Raw genomic sequence first — 18,479 nt, 5'->3', positions numbered from 1 at the left:
CTTCTGCAGTATTTGCTCATAGGGTGGAGCTTCGGTTCATCATGTTTTGATCAAACAGAATATTTTTTGTATTTCATATGCTCTCTGTATTTACCGGGCGTAATATCCTTCAGCTTGCGGAATACACGGATGAAGCTGTTCTCATGCTGATAGCCGACCATTCTTGCAATCTCCGCCAGCTTGTAGTCGGTCTCGATTAGCAGCTCGCCGGCTTTTTCCACACGCAGCTTGGTAAAATAATCGTGAATCGTCTCTCCCGTCTCTTGCTTAAACAGCTGGCTCGCCAGACTGACACTGATATGCACAGAGGAAGCAATCTCCTGTACCCCTACATTCCCGTCCAAATGCCGTGTCATAAAATCAATCATCTGCTGCACCATCACAGCTTCCCTGCTGACAGCGAGCGATGCAAAATGATCAGCCAGCCTGCTCGTATATTCATAGAGAAGCTCCATCATATCCGGCAGATCAAGCGTATTCAGCTGGCGGATCTGAATGACTTCCTCCGGATCGGCCCCTTCCTTGGACACCTCCAGCTTCATCAATCGCTGACGAATATGAGTGAACAGGCCCATCACCTCCGAAGGATACCATCCTTCTGTCCTCATCTGTTCCTCAAGCTTACTTAACATTCGAGTGGCCTGCTCCTTCGAGCCGGACTCTACCGCCTGGAGTAATCCCGAAATGATGGATTCATCCTCTACGGAATCGGTCCGCTCATGGGAGGCTACTTCTTCAAAGGTAATGACCGTCCCATACCCTTTATATAAACGGTAGCTTAGTGCATTCTCTGCTTCATAATACGCACGCTGCAGCTTCATGACGTTTTCTGCCTGATGGCTGATCCCGATCGACACTTTGGTCTGCAGAATATCCTGCAGTATCGGAAGAATCTGGCCGAGCTCTGATTCGATCGGCTCCTCCTTATCCACACTGGACTGGAGCACGAGGGCCAGCTTATCCTTGCCTAGATCCACACTGACACTGCGGTAGGATGGAGCAAGCAGCTCCTCTGCGATATTATTCATTGCATATTTATATAGAAACTGATCATTGTCACTCCATTTATCCGCCCATTCCGAATATCGATCAATGGATATCAGCACGACACGAAGCGGTCTGTTCGTCCATTCCTTAAAATATTGACTCCACCTTGCTTCCATCTCTCTCCGCCCGGACAAATTACCCATGAAAATATCCTGTACGAACTTCGATGAGGCTTCTGCCTTCGTATGACGGATCTGCTGAGACAGGTCTTCATGTGCCCGCAGCAGTCGGACGGTAATATTCTCAAGCTTGCCTAGATCGAGACTGTTCTCTTCACGTTCATAATTTTTGAGAAGGGAATGCAGCCGGCGAATGGGCTTGAAGGTCACCGCATGAAGCTGAATGATCAGCCAGGCTCCAAGCACCAGCATAATGAGGGAGACCAGCAGCACGACGCTGCGGATCTTCTTGGAATTTGCCAATATATCGTCCTGAGAAGCAACGGAAACATATCTCCAGTCGGTCAGAGGAGAAGGATTGTAGGTCAGCAGCAATGACTCCCCGTTCAGCTCAACATCATCGTATCTTTGATCTCCCAGCTGCTGTGTGTGCACATAGATATCGGAGGGCTCAGCATGGGCATCCCCGATCTGGTACACCAAATTCCCTTCGCTGTCTAGAATATATTGGGCACTCTCAATCTTCGAAACGGCACTTGGTCTCATCTGCGCGAACAGCTCTGACTTGTTAAAATTCAGAGCAAGTATGCCCTTCATCTCACCTTGGACGACAATTTTTCGAAAATAGGTAATTTCGTTCGTTCCGTTCTTGCCGCTCCCGCCTGCTGCCGTTCTCGATTTGACAAGCATGGTCTTCTCCTCAAGCTCGCTCCCTACGCTCACCCAGTCCGAATCTGGAAATGTGCTGAACCGGGAGCTGTAGCCCATAGGATAAGATACAAAGCTTTCTTCATCTGCATTAAAAATGTATGCGCTTTCTATTATAGGCGAATTAATGACCACGTATTTCAAATACTCAATGAGCTGCCGGATTTCCGTTTGTGTGATCTGCTCCCCCTTGGAGAGGTAGCCATATACGCCCGAATGGAGCGCCATCTTGATGGCCGTGCTGTCCGTATCCTTGATATAATCCTCGATAAAATTCATCTTATCGCTGAGCAGCTGGTGATGCATCTCGCTCAGCTCACTTTGGAGCACCGACTTGGATGTGTAATAGGAAGTCAGACTGACCGCCAGTATAATGACGAACACCGCAATGGTCAGCGCAAAAACAAGCCTTGTCTGAGTCGTTGAGAGCAATGCGCGGAGTGAGTTTGACACTTTGGACATGATTCGCCTTCCCCCATCCTTTATTCGCTTCGGATATACATATCGTTCTAATTCACATTTTCTTTCCATATGTTATCACAACTTGTATGGATGTCGTTCACAAAAATTTAAATTTTTACCTATTTGAATCCATTTCATCATACCTTTAGCTGCTTCAATTGAATCCATCTTTTAATGATTTATGAAATGGATTCGTGTGAAAAAGAAATAACCGGACTTCATAGCCCGGTTATTTAGCGAATTCGTATAGGCGGCTCCAGCATACCTCCCGTTATTGGCTGTGGACCACCGATGATTTTGCCCAATCTGTACGACGCCCCTTCAAATATTCGCGCAGCCTTAAGGACTCGATCCCCGCTAACAGCACAATACCGATGCCGTGGGTGTCATTCAGCAGCCAAGACAAACGCTCCTTGTAGTAATTCGGAGAGAAGGAGTACCCCGAGCCTCGGCAGACCCCATATACATTCCCGTCCCGATCAATACAATGGCGTATAATGCCCTCGTAGCCACGGAAGACCGCATCGGCATATAGGTGATGGGTTTCCTCTGGAAGCCAGCCATACCTTATCCCGCGGGAAAAAGCATAAATAAACATGGAGGAGCAGGACGTCTCGCTGTAGGATTCGTGATCGGTCAGCACCTGATGCCACAAGCCCTGCTCATCCTGAACCGCAAGATAGCCCTTACACAGCTCCCTGTAGAAATGCAGCAGCTCGTCATAATTCGAATGCGACTTCGGAAGAACAGCCAGCAGCTCCGTTAGAGAAAATAATACCCAGCCATTCCCCCGTCCCCAGGGCACGGTACAGCCTTTATCAAAATTCACATTGTACACATGATGCATCATTTTCTGCTCAGGCATATACAATCTTTTCTTATACAGCAGAAACTGGGCAGCGGCATCGTCCAAATACCGGGTCTCTCCGGTAAGCTTGTAATACTGGCTAAGAAACGGGGTGCTCATGTACAGGTCGTCGCACCATATCGTATTGACCATCAGCTCGCTGAAGCTGCGGTAGCGGTATAACGTTCCATCGGGCAGACGATCCTGCTCACGTGTAATATAGTCCGCAATACGATGCGCAGCCGCCTCGGCTCCTCTCAGTTCTCTCAGCTCATGAGCTCTAAGCATGGTCGCGCCGAAAGAACCGCAGTCATCCAGACTATCAATCAGCGCAAGCTGATGATTTATCCCTGGGGCACCATGCCGCTTGCTATCCCACATGACCAGCTCATCCAGAGACGTACACTGTTCAATATGATCCGCAGCATATTCAATATAATCCGGGCGGGACAGCTCTCTTCCCGTCTCCAGAATGCCATACAGCGTCACACCTAGAGGATAATTCCATTTGCCAAATAAACGCGATTCCAGATAAGGACGAATCCGGGCGGCCGGCTGGTCAGCTCTATAATAAGTCCGTTCTTCTCCTTCTCCAAACAGGCGGTCCATATGAGGGACGTCTTGAGGCGGAGGCACATGATCCTTAGAAAAAGGACCCAGATACAGCCAGTGTCCTGTTAAACCTTCAACCGGGTATGGCCTGGCCCAGGTTAGAGCTTCACCTGTTTCATCTTCGGTCAGTACTTCCAGATCAAAGCCCCAGGCTTTACGGGTACGCGCTGACACAATGACAATATCATGTACACCGTAGTCCAGCTCCGTCTCCACCTCGAAATAGCCCTGCTCCTGATCACTGGTGTACAGCAAATTCCCGTCCACATATAGCTTGAATGTTCCTTCGTGAAGCCCTTTCCATGTCACTTTCCGTTCGCTTGCGGTGCTCCGGTGATCCAGCTTGGACCATGCCAGCGCAACGGCCCCAAAGGGACATCGTACTCCATATCCATCGGATGTGACGACTGTTTCGGCACTTGCATTGGTGCGGGCATTGGCTCTGTCATTTTCATCTTCAATCACGTTCGCATCCACACTTACGCTGGCATCGGCATCGTCACTTCTCTTGGCATTGGCGTTAACCGTCGCTTTCTCTCCAATCCCTGTCCCTGGATCAAACACTCGCGCGAAGGCACCAAGCTGCTGCTCCTCCTCGCTCCATTCCCTTCGGGGATACCAAGTCATATCTGTAGCTTCCTCTGATGCCGATATTTCCGTCACAAAAACACGTGCCAGCTTGGAGCCGATCTCATGAGAGACCACCTCCTTGGCATTGCCTGGTATCCAGCGTGTATGCTGAGGTTCGCTGTACACCCAGCCTTCCTGCCCATCACGCTCCATGGTTGGAGCAAGAAAATGGACGGGCGCGCCTTTAACAGAACCTGTGCCGAATTTGGCACCGCAGCCAGTGGGTGTTTTTTCAAACTCCAGAACAAAGAAGTTCCAGCCCTGACGCAGCTTGCCACGCAGTCCAGCCTTGCTCTCCGGCATGACGTCATCCCGATGATTCGACTCAAAGGCCAGCTGCCCGTTAATAAACACCCGTGTATGACTGTAGCAGCTGATCCGGTAGGCCTGTGTCGTTTCTTCATCAGCCCAAATTTTGGCCCAGGCATAGACGAACTGTCCATCCTGCAGCTGAGGAAGCTTCTCCACAAGGTTCATATCGTAACGGTATTCGTGATCTCTAATAAAGCCTTCCACATTAAGCACCCGGTACGTCGGCAAGGTCTTCGGGTTCGCACCGATATATCGGTTTACTACAGCCCTGAGCACATCCTCTGTTCTGTCCAGTGAAGCTCCAAAAGAACGTTCTTTGGTTACATATGGCATCGCCTGCAGCGCCTCCTAACGACGAAATGATAGGGTTAGAATAAATTCCAGTCCATGGGCAGAACAATGGCGCAAATCTCCAAACCGTATCCCAAAGCATCACATTCCTGCAAAAACGATTCGGTTTGTTCCGTGTACATTTGGTTGATTGAACCCTTATACAGCTTGTGGGCCGCCTACGGGTCTTTGAGAAAAAGAGAATTACACTGAAATAAACTGCAGCTCATTAGCTTAGTTAGTGTGTAACAAATGGGATGCAGCTCAGTGCGGATGTTTTTTTATTCATGGCAAATGTGTACAATAAAAGAGATAAAGCCGAAAGAATGGGCAGGTGCTATATATGGAAGAATTAATACATAAACTTCAGCATAGGGTTGTTGAATTAACTCAGGCACAGAGAAGAATTGCAGATTATATTGTACAAAATCCGATGGAGGTCGCTTTTTTAACCGTTGATAAATTGGCTTCAAAAGTAGGTACAAGTACGGCTACCATTATGAGATTCTCGGCTGCTGTTGGATATTCAGGTTTCTCTGAGCTTCAAAAAGAGCTTCAATTAAATATGAAGCATAAGGCTGCACCACAAACCAGACTGGAAGCGAACTTGAAGCATTCAAATAAGAGTAAGCTCCTGCATAATCATGTAGAGCTACAATTCAATAATATCCAGTATTCACTGGACAATATCACAGAGGAAACCTTTCAGCACATTGTTGAGAAAATAGCGAATTCCAGGCAGGTTCTCTGTACAAGTGTCCGAAGCGGGAGGGCTGTTGGAGAGTATCTATCACTAGGAATCAATCGGCTACTCGGGAACTGTCAATATATTGATGCGGATCAGAGTGATTGGGTGGATGAATTGGTTCACTTGAACTCATCTGACCTCATTATAGCGGTCAGCTATCCACGCTATGCAAAACGTATTAAAGACATGCTGGAGGTAGCTAAGTCCTATGATGTTGAGGTTCTCTTGATTACGGATAGCTACAGCTCTCCATTAACCAAATATGCAAATTATGTATTGCCATGTTCCTCAGCGAGTATCGGCTCTCATAACTCCATCGTAGCAGCTATCTTTATTGTAGATTTCATTTTAAGTGCTTTAGCGATTAATGATCCTGAAAGGACCAAACCACGTTTAGATAAAATAAATAATATCCTAACTAAAATGAGTTATCACACGACACATTAGTGGTGTGGTCACTCATTTTTTTATTTTATATTTCATGAAAGCGATTTACTAAGTATTGGTGAGGTGATATGATCGTATAAAAGTAATAAATGTTACTTTTATATATTTAAATGTAACAAACATAACCTAAAGGGATGGTGGAGACGATGAATGCAGTTCATATATTGCCAAATGATCTAATGGATCGGGCGAAAAAATTAAACTCTTCATTATTGGCAGACGTGATGGGTGGGACTGGTGCTATGGATCATCAGATCAAACCTGTTGCAAAGGACATGAATGTGGTAGGCACTGCTTATACCGTTAGCTTACGTCCAGGGGATAATTTATTCCTTCATCAAGCCATTTATTCTGCTAAAGAAGGAGATGTCCTCATCGTTGATGGGAAAGATTATAAGAGTCATGCCTATTTAGGGATATTGATGGCTAGCGCAGCTAAGGCTGCTGGAATAGCAGGTATCGTTATTGACGGGCTTGTTCGAGATAAGGTCGATTTAGAGGAGTTAGGCTTTCCGGTATATAGTAAGGGCTTTACCCCAAATGGACCTTTTAAGGATGGACCTGGTGATTTGAATCAGATCATTTCATGCGGGGGCGTCACAGTCACACCTGGAGATCTCGTCATTGCGGATGAGGACGGAGTGGTGATCGTTCCAAAGGAGAAGGCAAATACCATGCTGACACTAGCTGAAGAGAAATTAGAGTATGAAAAACAAAGACTACAAACCATTCAAGATTACATGAGAGAAGGAAAAAAAGACATTAGTCTGATCGCACCTGCTTGGTTGGAGAGCAAAATCAAAAAATTTCAAGGATAGGAGAATGTAATATGAAGCTAGGTTTTATCGGATATGGAGAAGCGGCATATGAGTTGTCGACAGGCTTGAAAATGGAAGGTTTAGATCATTTTTATGCGTATGATGTGCTCTTGCAGAATGAGAAATTTGCTGGAATTATTAGAGACAAAGCAGCCAATACAGGAGTGGAATTGACAGGTAGTGCCAATGAAGTCATTGAGAAATCTGATATTGTGATTGCAGCTGTACCCGCCAGTAGAACGCTAGAAGTGGCCCAATCATTGCTCGGAAGTTTGCGAAAGAATCAAGTGTACGTTGATGTATCTGCATCAACCCCAGAGATCAAAAAACAAGTAGCACAAGAAATTGCTAAGCAAGATGCTCTTTTTGTGGATGCAGCCATGCTAGGATCTCTACCCGTAAACAAACATAAGGTACCGATTACGGCAAGCGGTAGTGGAACAGATCGGTTCATTGAAGATATGAAAAAGTATGGGATGAATATCACAAAAATTAGTGACCAGCCAGGAGATGCATCCGCCTTAAAACTGATCAGAAGCATTTATATGAAAGGAATCGTTGGTTTACTGATTGAATTTTTGGAAGCTTCCAAAATATATGGAGTCGAGGATCAGGCAATATCTTCTCTAAGCGCAACATTGGATAGCAAGAGCTTTGAAGAAACCATGAATCGTCTTGTAACAGGTAGTGCACTCCATGCCAAAAGACGAGCGAACGAGCTTCTTGGCTCTATTGAGATGCTTGATTCAGCTCATATTGATGCCAGTATGTCTCGGGCAGCACAACAGAAGCTAGAGAAGCTGGCTGATCTCAATTTCTTCGAACGATTTGACGGAACAAAACCAGCCAGTTGGAAAGAGGTTATTGAAGTGATGCATCAAGGTTGAGTTATTTGTAAGCGTTTTACTTCATCATGAGGAGGCCAAGATATCCATGGGTTTTATTGCGTTGATTGTATTCATTGCTGTCATCATTATATGGAATGTCGTAGTGAAACGTAATATGGGAGAAGCCATGCTATTAGGTTTTATTGCAACCACATTGTTTGGCGGAGCGGAAGCATTAACACTGTTCTGGGATGGTTTATTATTTGCTTTCAATTACGAGGTGCTCTACGCAGCGGTTGCATTTGTTTTTATGGCCTATCTAATCGAGAAGCTTGAATTGATTCATGCACTCTTGCGAATCTTGAACTCCCTTGTAGGAAAGCTTCCTGGTGGAGCTGCTTATATGAGTACGTTAGGTTCCACCGTTTTAGGTGCCCTTTCAGGTTCGAACTCTGCAAATACAGCCGCTACTGGTTCCATTACTGCCTCTTGGATGATTAAATCAGGCTGGAGTCCAACACATACAGCGACAATTCTGGCAGGTAATGGCGGGCTTGGAGCCGCAATGCCTCCAAACGCTTCGATGTTTATCATGCTGGGATTTGCACCCGTTGCAGCGCTTGTGTCTGAGGGTGATTTATATATTGCACTTTTAATAGGGGGACTTTATCAGGTGGTCTATCGCTTTATTCTTATTTTTCTTCTCGTGAAGAAAAATAAGATTCAAGCTATGCCGCCAGATGATATTATCTCCTTTAAACAAGCTGTAAAAGAAGGATGGAAATCGATTTTCATTTTCTTCGGTGCCTTAATCCCTATCCTTGTTACGATCGGTCCACTCGCCAACTACTTACAGAGCAATCCAAACATTGGACCAGAAGCAATGGATCAAATTTCATTAATAACATGGATTCCGATTCTCATGATCTTAATTAGTTTAGCCATTGGAAGAAAGAAGGCGTCTGCCTTAGATTGGTCCAAGTTTTTCAAATCAGCTATTCCTAAGTTTACGACAATCGGCGCATTGATGCTGTTTGCTGTTGCTTCTAGTCAGGTGCTGGCTGATTTAGGCTTAGCAGAAGATTTAACACAAATAACATCAGCGCTTACAATTCCCAAGTGGCTCATGGTCCTCATTGTCGGGGTGCTAGTAACATTGGTTGCTGGACCATTATCTTCAACAGCTACGTTAACAGCTGTTGGACTTGTCTCCTTTTCCGCCTTAATTTCAGTCGGAGTTGATCCCGTTGTGGCTGTTGTCGCCATTCTTGCATTCTCCTCCACAGAAGGCGCTTCTCCACCGGCATCAGGTTCTATCTTTATTGCTTCTGGTCTTGCAGGGGCCAAACCGGAACAGACATTTATACCGCTGATCATTTATTATATGATTCCAATTGTAATGATTGGCTGGCTAATAGGGATGGAGCTACTTCCCGTATAGAAAGGAGAAACTTATGAGAACATTCTTGGAATTTCTATTTAAAGTGCTACTTGTCCTATTCTTAACGGCAGGAACCTTGTTGGTATTTGGTCAGATCTTAGGTATCCTTCTTCAAAAGTGGGACATCATCATTGCAAGTACGAACCTGTTCAAAACACCGACACTCGTGCTCAGCGCTTTGTTTAGTCTTGTCGGTTTCTCCCTATATTATATACCTGAGAAGAAAGACACCTCATTTGTCGATCATAATATCAGCACCAGTGGCTGATTCGCTAAAATAAGCTTTTGAAGCTAGTTTCAGTATACGGATCCAGCCGGTCCTCCTCGTCACAGAATATCCGGCAGATCATCGGAGGCGATTATCAGGTCGCTTCTATTTTCTATGCTAAATAGACCTGTTCATCCTTAATGAACCACTGATTATGATTCGAGTGCAATTTATAAAACATATCTACAAAAAAGGTATATTGCAAAAAATAATTTTGTGATACAATGCGGAGAAGCTTTAATACATTAAACTCATTTTACGAGAGAAAAAGGAGAAATCACCGTGTCCATTACTGATGTTATTGATGCACAGCTAGCCGCGTACAATGCGCGAAATATTGAAGATCTGCTCGCTACCTATCACGAGGACTGCGTCATTGAAGATGCTGTCGGCAACATTCAGAACTCTGGCAAAGAAGAAATCCGCGAGCGCTATACGGCTTTGTTCGAGATCAGCCCTGAGCTGAACGCAACCATTACGAACCGCATTGTGCACAATAACTATGTCATTGACCATGAATCCGTCACAGGACATCGCGGCAGAACAGACATACTGCTGGCTGTGCCAGTGTATCGTGTCGAGAATGGTCTGATTACACACGTAAGATTCATTGGATAATGAGGCAATATCCAAGGATTACAATTCGGAGTTATCCTATACAATAGAAGGTCTGTACCTCATAACTAGAGGGCAGGCCTTTTTTCATATTTTCGATCGATTTAGAGCTTTGACTTATCGTAAGCTTTTTTTGCGCTGTGCTTGAGAGAAAATCCATTATATACTAATATTCAGCTCGGAAAAGTAACATGCAGTGGCAGAAACATATCGTGGCAAAGCCATATTGCCCCTGTCTTGATGGAATGAGGAAGGAGAAAATTAAATGTCTATCCGCTTTCGGCTGCTGCTCTCCTTTACATCTGTTGTTGTCGTCTCCGTCATTCTGTTTGTTTCGGCCGCCTATTTATTGTCTGTAGCGGTTACGGGCGATTTTCGGAGCATCAGCAGCTTCTATAATATCCATTACTCACTCCATCCCTTGTCTGAGGAAGAAGAGAACTTGTTTCTGGATATGAAATATTTAGCTAAGCACGATCCCAAGCTGCTACTGGATAAAGAAAGACTTGAGGAATACGATCTGCAGCTGAAGATGGTCCAGGCACAGCTTGCAGTTCGACATAACGATGCCATCATCTATTCAACGCCTACCTTGAATTCCAGAGAACTCAATCAGGTACTGCCGGATTACGAGATGGGCAATTACGCCATTCGCAGCACGCTCAATTCAGGGAACCAATTTTTCTCTTATGCCAAATTTGATTTCTACTTCGATGAAGCGAAGCAGGACATGGGAAGCATCTTTGTTCTCCGTGAGCGCAGCCCATTCGCCGAAATCGTTCGGACCCTGCTGCCGATTCTCATCATCGTATTCGTCTGTGTCCTGCTTCTGACCGGCTTTCTGCTGTACAGATACGTGACGCGCAAGATCATCTTTCCGCTGGATCGGCTTAGACAATCGGCAGAACAGATCAAGGGCGGTGATTTGAGCCAGGAGCTGAGTACGAATGCCGGCGATGAGGTGGGTCAGCTGGTTATGGCCTTTGAGGATATGCGAAGGAAACTTCACGACTCCATTCAGCTTCAGCTTCATTATGAGGACAATCGCAAGCAGCTGCTCTCGAACATATCTCATGATCTGAGGACACCCATCACGACCATCAAGGGCTATGCCGAAGGGATTCGGGACGGTGTAACGAATACGCCGGAGAAGCTTGAGCGCTATGTAGATGCTATTCATACCCGGGCTGCAGATATGGAGCATCTCGTTGACGAGCTCCTCTTCTACTCCAAGCTGGATATGAACAAAGAGCCTTTTTCATTTGAACAGGTAGACCTGAACGGCTGTGTTCGGCAGGTTGTAAACGAGCTCACTCTTGAATTCGATAACCACGGAGTTGAGATTGTCTGGAATAACACCTTATCTGAGGAACAGCTGTATGTGCTTGCCGACCGCGAAAAGCTGAAGCGCGTCCTGCTCAATTTGTTCGACAATTGCTTGAAATATATGGTGCAATCCCCGAAACAAATCACCCTTCGCATAGACAAGCAGAATGAATTCGCTGTTGTGCGAATTTCCGATAACGGGCCGGGAATTCATCCGGACTCGCTGCCCCATATTTTTGAACGCTTTTATCGGGAAGAGCCTTCACGCAGTCAAGCGATTAGAGGCAGCGGCCTCGGCCTTGCCATTGCTAAGCAAATCATAGAAGGACATGGCGGACAGATTGGAGCAGACAGCGAGCCGGGTCAAGGACTCGCCTTACATTTCACACTTAAATTATTTGAGGATCGCAGGTGAAGCAGATGAAACGGATATTGATCGTAGAGGATGACCCATACATCGCCGAGCTGCAGCGCGATTATTTCCAGCTCCACGACTATGAAGCCGATTTGTCGCTTGACGGATCGGAAGGACTGAATAAAGCACTGCACGGTGGTTATGATCTTGTCATTCTGGATTTGCAGCTGCCGGGAATCGATGGCTTCGAGATATGCAGGCAGATTCGGGAGAAGCTCGATGTTCCCATCCTGATCGTATCTGCCAAAAAAGAAGAAATCGATAAAATTCGTGGATTTGGCCTCGGTGCCGATGACTTTATAACGAAGCCATTCAGCCCTAACGAACTGGTCGCAAGAGCAAAAGCTCATATGGCAAGATACGAGCGCTTTACCCGCATGAAGCAGGAAGTTCCTCAGGCCACCATTGATATTCGTGAGCTCTCCATCAATAAAGCCTCGCACCGCGTCTTCCTTCGGGGCAAGGAAATTATGCTAACCGTTAAGGAATTCGAAGTGCTGGTGTTTCTGGCAGAGCATCCAAACCGGGTATTTAAGAAGGAGGAGCTGTTTGAACGGATTTGGGGATTCAAATCAAACGGAGAAATTGCGACCGTTACCGTACATATTTCGCGTATTCGCGAGAAGATTGAAGCTGACCCGTCCAATCCCCAGTTTATTGAAACGGTATGGGGAGCAGGCTACCGCTTCGCCGTATAGCTATAACTATAGACGCCGGCCAATTTGCGAATTGTTATGACTCTGTTTAGAAATTGTTTATATTTCCTTATCAGCCGATTTAGAGTGGTCGTTTACCATAGAATTATCGCATAGGCGAACACCACATTAGATCGAGAGGAAGAGGAAATATGAGAAAAGCAAATCAAAAGGCGGTCATTCTAGGATTATCCACTATTATAGCCGGAGGAGCGCTGCTTCCCTATCAAGTAAGTGCAGCCTCTCTTCCTTCTGCGGTTAGACAGCAGGACGTAATCGCAAACTCGACCCAGCAGGCGATTCAGCATCTAATCGACAAAGCCGTGCTTCATGGGTATGGAAACGGTCAAATGATGGCCGATCAGCTCGTAACCAATGCAGAACTGGTAAAATTGATCGTGCTCACCTTGGAGCTGACTCCAAGCAGCCAGCCCGTTCAGCCGGGAGATAAGTGGTATGACCGATATTTGAACACGGCTTCTGAGCATGGATTGATTGATAGTGGTTCGGAATTCTTGCCTAACAAGCCTGCAGATGGCACGCAGATGGCGAGTATGATCGCCAAGGCACTGCAGCGCGACATCAAATCGGTTCAGTACTGGATGGAACAGCTTCAGCTCGATACGTCCCATGTTACCCGCGGTGATGCAGCAAGTCTGCTCGTACAAGCAGAAAAAGCGATTCGCTCTGCATCAGCTCAGATCGTCTCGATCAAAGCACTGAATCAAATTACGTTTGAGGTTACATTCAATCAGCCGATGACCCTTGAAGATGAAGCAACAGCAGCAGCACAAGCGAATTTCAACTTTAACGAGGGCAATCTCAAGCTGGTCAACCAGCCAAGACTCAAGACCGGCTCGGTTGCTACCTATATCGTGCCCGTTCAAACGATGGAGCCTGGAGCAACCTATACGCTTAAATATAAAGGCGAGCAAACATTTGAGGTTCCAGCAAGCGATGAGAAGATCAGAATGAGCGGTACACGCCAAGTCGCGCAGGATACATTTGAAGTGGATTCGTTCCGTGAGAATGGTGTAATCGACTATGGCTACCTGATCTCCGCTTATTCAGGCGGACGGGGTGCGAACGCGATCGTGCTGGATGAGAATAACAGATGGGACGGAAATCCGATTCAGGTCATCTCTTCTCTCGCCACTCGTCAAGCAACGCTGACGCCAGAAGGCGGAGAGCCGATTACGGTAAGCTATGTAGGATTCACACAGTCGACAGACGGCAAACAGGAGCCGAAATTCCGTCTGCCGCAAGGGACTTTGCTTGAGCCAGGAGTGACATACACCGTCTCTTCCGACTGGTTCACACTGGAGAACGATTCATTTGTAGCGGATACGATTGCTCCGCTGGAGATCGCCTCCGTATCTCAAACAGATGAGATCACCTTAAAGGTGGAGCTTACTGCCGACCCGGGAGACGAGCTGTTCGCTTACCGCTCTATTCAGCTTGAAGGCTCTGACGGTACAACACTGACAGCACAATACAAGGTACAGACCCGTTCAGGAGCAGCCGGCGTATTCGAGCTGCAAAATGGAGCCAAGCTTGTACCTGGAGTCAGCTATGAAGTGTCTCCATTAGGCAATTGGGCGACTGCAGAAGCAGTACAGTTTGAAGCAAAATAAAGCGCTGGTCTGCCAATCTCTTGATCAGAATTCACCTTCAAGCCTGATATCATCTCAGGTTTGGAGGTTTTTTTGAATTGGAAATTCGGATTACGAATTCAAATCCCTCCTTCTATGTTCTTCCCCCACTTCTCTTATGTCATATTTTCTAACGCTTATTAATTATTTTTTACCTAAAATGGATCGTCATTTTCTCAATGCACTCACTCCAATAAAACCGTATGAAAACTACGTTATGTAAGATTTTATTCATATTTTTACTCTCGATCTCAGCTTAATTGTAACTATTTCACAATAATAAATAATATTTATTATGAAATATTTACAATGACTTCTGATTATTCATGTAATATAATATAACAAATCAGGTGATTATAATAACACGCTATGTAAGGTTTCGACTTTTTTCATTTATCTTTAAAACATAAGAGGAGTGGGACAGCATGCATATTGAATCTAGGCCTTATCTTTTTCCGTTTGATGGTGATTTTAGAGCTGACAATACAGCACTCGTTATTATCGATATGCAGATCGATTTCTGTGGACCCGGCGGCTATGTTGACCAAATGGGCTACGATCTTTCCCTTACACGTCGTGCCATAGAACCTATACGGCAGCTCCTAGCAGAGGTCCGTGAGATCGCTGGGCTTACAGTTATCCATACAAGAGAAGGACACCGCGAGGATTTATCCGATCTCCCTGCGAACAAAAGATGGCGCAGTAAGCAGATCGGAGCAGAGATCGGCTCCGAAGGACCTGCCGGCAGAATCCTGGTACGAAATCAGCCTGGTTGGAACATCATTGAAGAGCTCGCTCCGCTTCCAGAAGAAGTTGTGCTGGACAAGCCAGGCAAAGGCTGCTTCTATGCAACGGACTTGGATATGATTCTGCGGACCAAGGGGATCCGGAACCTGATTTTAACGGGGATTACAACAGATGTCTGTGTACATACGACGATGCGGGAAGCTAACGACCGTGGATATGAATGCGTCATTCTCGAAGACTGCACGGGAGCAACGGACCCTAACAACCATTTGGCGGCACTGCACATGGTCACGATGCAAGGCGGGGTATTCGGTGCCGTGTCTGATTCCAAATCTGTAATTGCTGCCCTTCAGCAACTTCGTAAATAAAGCTTACCGCAAGTGCTCTATTCATTGTGAAATCTACATTTCGAGGGGATGAAACCATATGAGTCAACATGAACATCAAATCTTAGAGGAAGAATACGAGAATTCAGCCGTCCCTGCAAAGGCTCGTAAGAGTCTGCTCTCTGTATCGCTGGTCTGGGTCGGGTTCCCCATGATTATGACAAGCGCGGTAACTGGTGCTGCAATCGTCGGCGGACTCGGCTTTTGGACAGGTATGCTGTCCATCCTGATCGGCAACCTGATCTTGTTCGGCTATGTAGGAGTTCTAGCCATGCTGTCTGCCAATAAAGGCTACAACTTCTCGCTGCAATCCGCGATCACCTTCGGCAGCAAAGGGGCACGTATCGTTTCCGGCTTGCTCTCTACTCTTGTTATCGGCTGGTTCGCGGTGCAAACCGGACTCACCGGCAGCAGCATGCATGAAGCATTTGGTACGAACGCTCTGGTTATTACACTCATCGCCGGCACCTTGTACATTGTTCTCACTCTTTTTGGCGTCAAAGCCCTCACTTATATCGGTGCTGTTTCCGCACCTTTCTTCTTTATCATTGGACTCTGGGCCGTCTACGATGCGGCTGCCGCCAGCGGCGTATCCTCCATTACCAGCTTCGAAGGTACAGGAGCGATCAGTATGGGAATCGCCATAACCATGGTTATCTCACTGTTCATCGATTCTGGAACGATGGCTGCTGACTTTAATAGGTGGTCCAAAAATAAAAAGCAGGCACTGGCCGCTACGTTTACTGCTTTTCCTCTAGCCTGCATGATCGCTATGGTATTTGGCGGACTTATCGCAGCAGCAGCCAGTCAGAATTCGGATCTATTCCAATACATCGCCAGCAAAGGCGGCGCTATTGCTCTAATCTCTATTCTTCTTCTATTCCTTAATCTAGGAAGTGTATGTGCTCATTGCTTATACAACGGTGCAGTAGGCTGGTCCAGTCTGACCGGACGCAAAATGCGGGAAACCGCCATCGTTCTCGGCGTCATCGGCACTATTTTTGCTGTATCAGGGGCTTGGAATCACTTCGCTGACTGGCTTAATCTATTAGGCATTATCGTCCCACCTATCGGCGCTGTCATTATCTGTGACCAGCTGTTCCTGCGTAAAGGAGCAGATATCAGCGAGTCAGTACGTATTCCTGCCTTTGCTGCCTGGATTATCGGTGCACTAATTGGTCTTGCCGTCGAGCAGTTCGCCCCCTTCTTATCAACAGCCTTTGTATCCATGCTTGCAGGAGGAGCCGCTTATCTTCTGATCTCACTAAATACAGCCAAAGCCTCTGCAGTCAGCAGCTCGGGTGCAAGCAGATCCTGATTCACTTCAACTCTCTCTTTCGATAGCTCCAGAAGAAATGAGGAATAGCTATGACTTACCCGACGATCCCCCTGCTTGAAGATGCAGAATTCACTTGTGCCGATATTCTTGAGCTCTCCCATCTGAAGGGAATTCGACTCCGTGCGGGTGCGGACGGACTTCACCATCCGATTACCCGGGTCAATGTGATGGAAGTACCCGATATTACGGATTGGGTAAAAGCTGGCGAGTTCCTAATGACAACCGGCTACCCATTTCGGGATAACCCCTCCATGCTCACAGATATGATTCCACAGCTCGTCAACAAGGGTGTTGCCGCATTAGGGGTAAAGACTAAGCGCTTCCTAGATGATATACCCGAGGAGACATTAAAGCTTGGGGACGAGTATAACCTCCCTATCTTTGAGTTGCCGCCACATACCGTGTTCTCTGATGTGCAGCGGGAGACGATGGAAAGAGTGTTAGCACAGGAAACCAAGATGCTCATTAAACTCAACAACTATGTCCAGCAAATGTCCAAGCTCGTGTTGAATGGCAGCTCACTGCATGAGCTGATCGCTTACCTTGAAAGCATACTCCATAGACCTACGGTGCTGTTTGATGAAAGCAGACGGATGTATAGCTCAGACACGGCAGACGAAATGGCAGCAAATTCAGATATGGAGCCGTACACGTTCTGGATGAAGCAGCTTGAGTCTTTAACCAGCGCTTCCCGGGCGGACGCACAAGAAGCTCCCGTCCGATTAACGCCGGTTCATGGCAGCGGGAATAACCATTCCGCTTCTGTGCTGCTTACAGCAGAGAAACATGTTCCGCACTCAGAGCTCGATACTCTTATTCTTGAAAGAGCAGGCATGCTGATTGGCATGGAGCTCTCTACGATTCGCATGCGCGAAGAAATAGAGTACAAATATTTGGATCAATTTCTTCAGGACTGGCTTCTGGGTCGCATCCCACTAGAGTCGGACATCCGAATGCGAGCGGAAGCCAGCGGAATCATATTCCCGCCTTCCCAGAAGTTATCTGTTATATTAGCCCGTCCGCTAGGCAGCCATCCAGGTGAAGAGCAGCTGAAGCAGGCGGTCATGAAACTTCGGACTGCTGTTCGTTCCGAGGGACGCGGCAGAGATACCGTTGACATTCAAGCCGTGGTCATCCGCAATGAACTTCTGTTTATCGTCCCAGAATCATCAGAAGCTATTGCTGTACGACTTGTAACAGGCGAAATCAGTCGTTTGTTCCAAGGACATAACGACCCTCCATTTTCCCTATGTATCGGGAAGCCCGTATCATCGCTGGAGCTTATTCACGAGAGCTACAAAGAAGTCATTAAGATCGCCTTCATCTCAAGGCTTGTTGGAATTGATAAGCCAAGTGTCAGCATGGAGGAGCTCGGAATTTATCGCTTGTTGTATCTGCTATCCGATGAGAAGGATGCCTGCCTTTTTCGGGATACATATATCGCACCTTTGATAGAGTATGACAGCAAGCATTCTGCGTCTCTGCTTCTTACTGCCAGAACGTATCTGGAGCACAATATGAATGCCAAAAAAACAGCCGCGGCGCTCTACACACACTACAATACGATTACGCACCGGCTTGAACGAATAAAGGAGCTACTGAACATCGATTTTGATCATGCGGATGACCGGCTTCAACTGGAGATCGCGATTAAACTTCATTTCATGCGGCAGGATTAATAGAGAATA

The 18,479-nt window shown here is 46.5% G+C and carries 14 protein-coding genes; 12 read left to right on the top strand and 2 right to left on the bottom strand.

Annotation, left to right across the window (positions count from 1 at the left end; genetic code table 11):
• Positions 1-50: 50 nt before the first annotated feature.
• Positions 51-2,336, bottom strand: coding sequence for a helix-turn-helix domain-containing protein (locus tag ACFSVM_RS01060; RefSeq protein WP_379259955.1), 2,286 nt, complete (start codon positions 2,334-2,336; stop codon positions 51-53).
• Between the two features lie 271 nt (positions 2,337-2,607).
• Positions 2,608-5,070 (bottom strand): glycoside hydrolase family 88/105 protein, encoded by a 2,463-nt coding sequence (locus ACFSVM_RS01055; protein ID WP_379259953.1) that lies wholly within the window; start codon positions 5,068-5,070, stop codon positions 2,608-2,610.
• A gap of 340 nt (positions 5,071-5,410) precedes the next feature.
• Here ACFSVM_RS01055 and ACFSVM_RS01050 point away from each other — a divergent pair, with 340 nt between their 5' ends.
• From ACFSVM_RS01050 to ACFSVM_RS00995, 12 genes are all read left to right on the top strand, one after another.
• Positions 5,411-6,262 (top strand): MurR/RpiR family transcriptional regulator, encoded by an 852-nt coding sequence (locus ACFSVM_RS01050; RefSeq protein ID WP_379259951.1) that lies wholly within the window; start codon positions 5,411-5,413, stop codon positions 6,260-6,262.
• Positions 6,263-6,408: 146 nt separating this feature from the next.
• On the top strand, positions 6,409-7,080 hold the full coding sequence (locus tag ACFSVM_RS01045; RefSeq protein ID WP_379259950.1) for an RraA family protein: 672 nt from the start codon (positions 6,409-6,411) through the stop codon (positions 7,078-7,080).
• A gap of 11 nt (positions 7,081-7,091) precedes the next feature.
• A complete protein-coding gene (locus tag ACFSVM_RS01040) occupies positions 7,092-7,967 on the top strand; it encodes a DUF1932 domain-containing protein (protein ID WP_379259948.1) in 876 nt (291 codons plus the stop codon).
• Between the two features lie 46 nt (positions 7,968-8,013).
• Positions 8,014-9,348: a TRAP transporter large permease subunit gene (locus ACFSVM_RS01035; RefSeq protein WP_379259946.1), complete on the top strand. Its 1,335-nt coding sequence runs from the start codon at positions 8,014-8,016 to the stop codon at positions 9,346-9,348.
• Positions 9,349-9,361: 13 nt separating this feature from the next.
• Positions 9,362-9,616 (top strand): hypothetical protein, encoded by a 255-nt coding sequence (locus ACFSVM_RS01030; protein ID WP_379259944.1) that lies wholly within the window; start codon positions 9,362-9,364, stop codon positions 9,614-9,616.
• Between the two features lie 282 nt (positions 9,617-9,898).
• The gene (locus ACFSVM_RS01025) at positions 9,899-10,234 is read left to right on the top strand and encodes a nuclear transport factor 2 family protein (RefSeq protein ID WP_076312316.1); all 336 of its coding nucleotides are present in this window, start codon (positions 9,899-9,901) and stop codon (positions 10,232-10,234) included.
• Between the two features lie 262 nt (positions 10,235-10,496).
• Complete coding sequence (locus tag ACFSVM_RS01020) at positions 10,497-11,972, top strand: sensor histidine kinase (RefSeq protein ID WP_379259942.1); 1,476 nt, start codon at positions 10,497-10,499, stop codon at positions 11,970-11,972.
• 5 nt (positions 11,973-11,977) lie between these two features.
• Positions 11,978-12,670: a response regulator transcription factor gene (locus tag ACFSVM_RS01015; protein ID WP_379259940.1), complete on the top strand. Its 693-nt coding sequence runs from the start codon at positions 11,978-11,980 to the stop codon at positions 12,668-12,670.
• A 149-nt stretch (positions 12,671-12,819) separates the two neighbouring features.
• Positions 12,820-14,301 (top strand): S-layer homology domain-containing protein, encoded by a 1,482-nt coding sequence (locus ACFSVM_RS01010; protein ID WP_379259938.1) that lies wholly within the window; start codon positions 12,820-12,822, stop codon positions 14,299-14,301.
• A 443-nt stretch (positions 14,302-14,744) separates the two neighbouring features.
• Entirely contained in the window at positions 14,745-15,434 is a 690-nt protein-coding gene (gene biuH, locus ACFSVM_RS01005) for a biuret amidohydrolase (protein WP_379259936.1), read from the top strand.
• 58 nt (positions 15,435-15,492) lie between these two features.
• On the top strand, positions 15,493-16,770 hold the full coding sequence (locus ACFSVM_RS01000) for a cytosine permease (protein ID WP_076312320.1): 1,278 nt from the start codon (positions 15,493-15,495) through the stop codon (positions 16,768-16,770).
• A gap of 50 nt (positions 16,771-16,820) precedes the next feature.
• On the top strand, positions 16,821-18,470 hold the full coding sequence (locus ACFSVM_RS00995) for a PucR family transcriptional regulator (RefSeq protein WP_379259933.1): 1,650 nt from the start codon (positions 16,821-16,823) through the stop codon (positions 18,468-18,470).
• Positions 18,471-18,479: the final 9 nt, after the last annotated feature.

It is taken from the genome of Paenibacillus shunpengii (assembly GCF_042684905.1).
Taxonomy (GTDB): domain Bacteria; phylum Bacillota; class Bacilli; order Paenibacillales; family Paenibacillaceae; genus Paenibacillus; species Paenibacillus shunpengii.
This window is presented reverse-complemented; position numbering and strand designations above follow the sequence as displayed.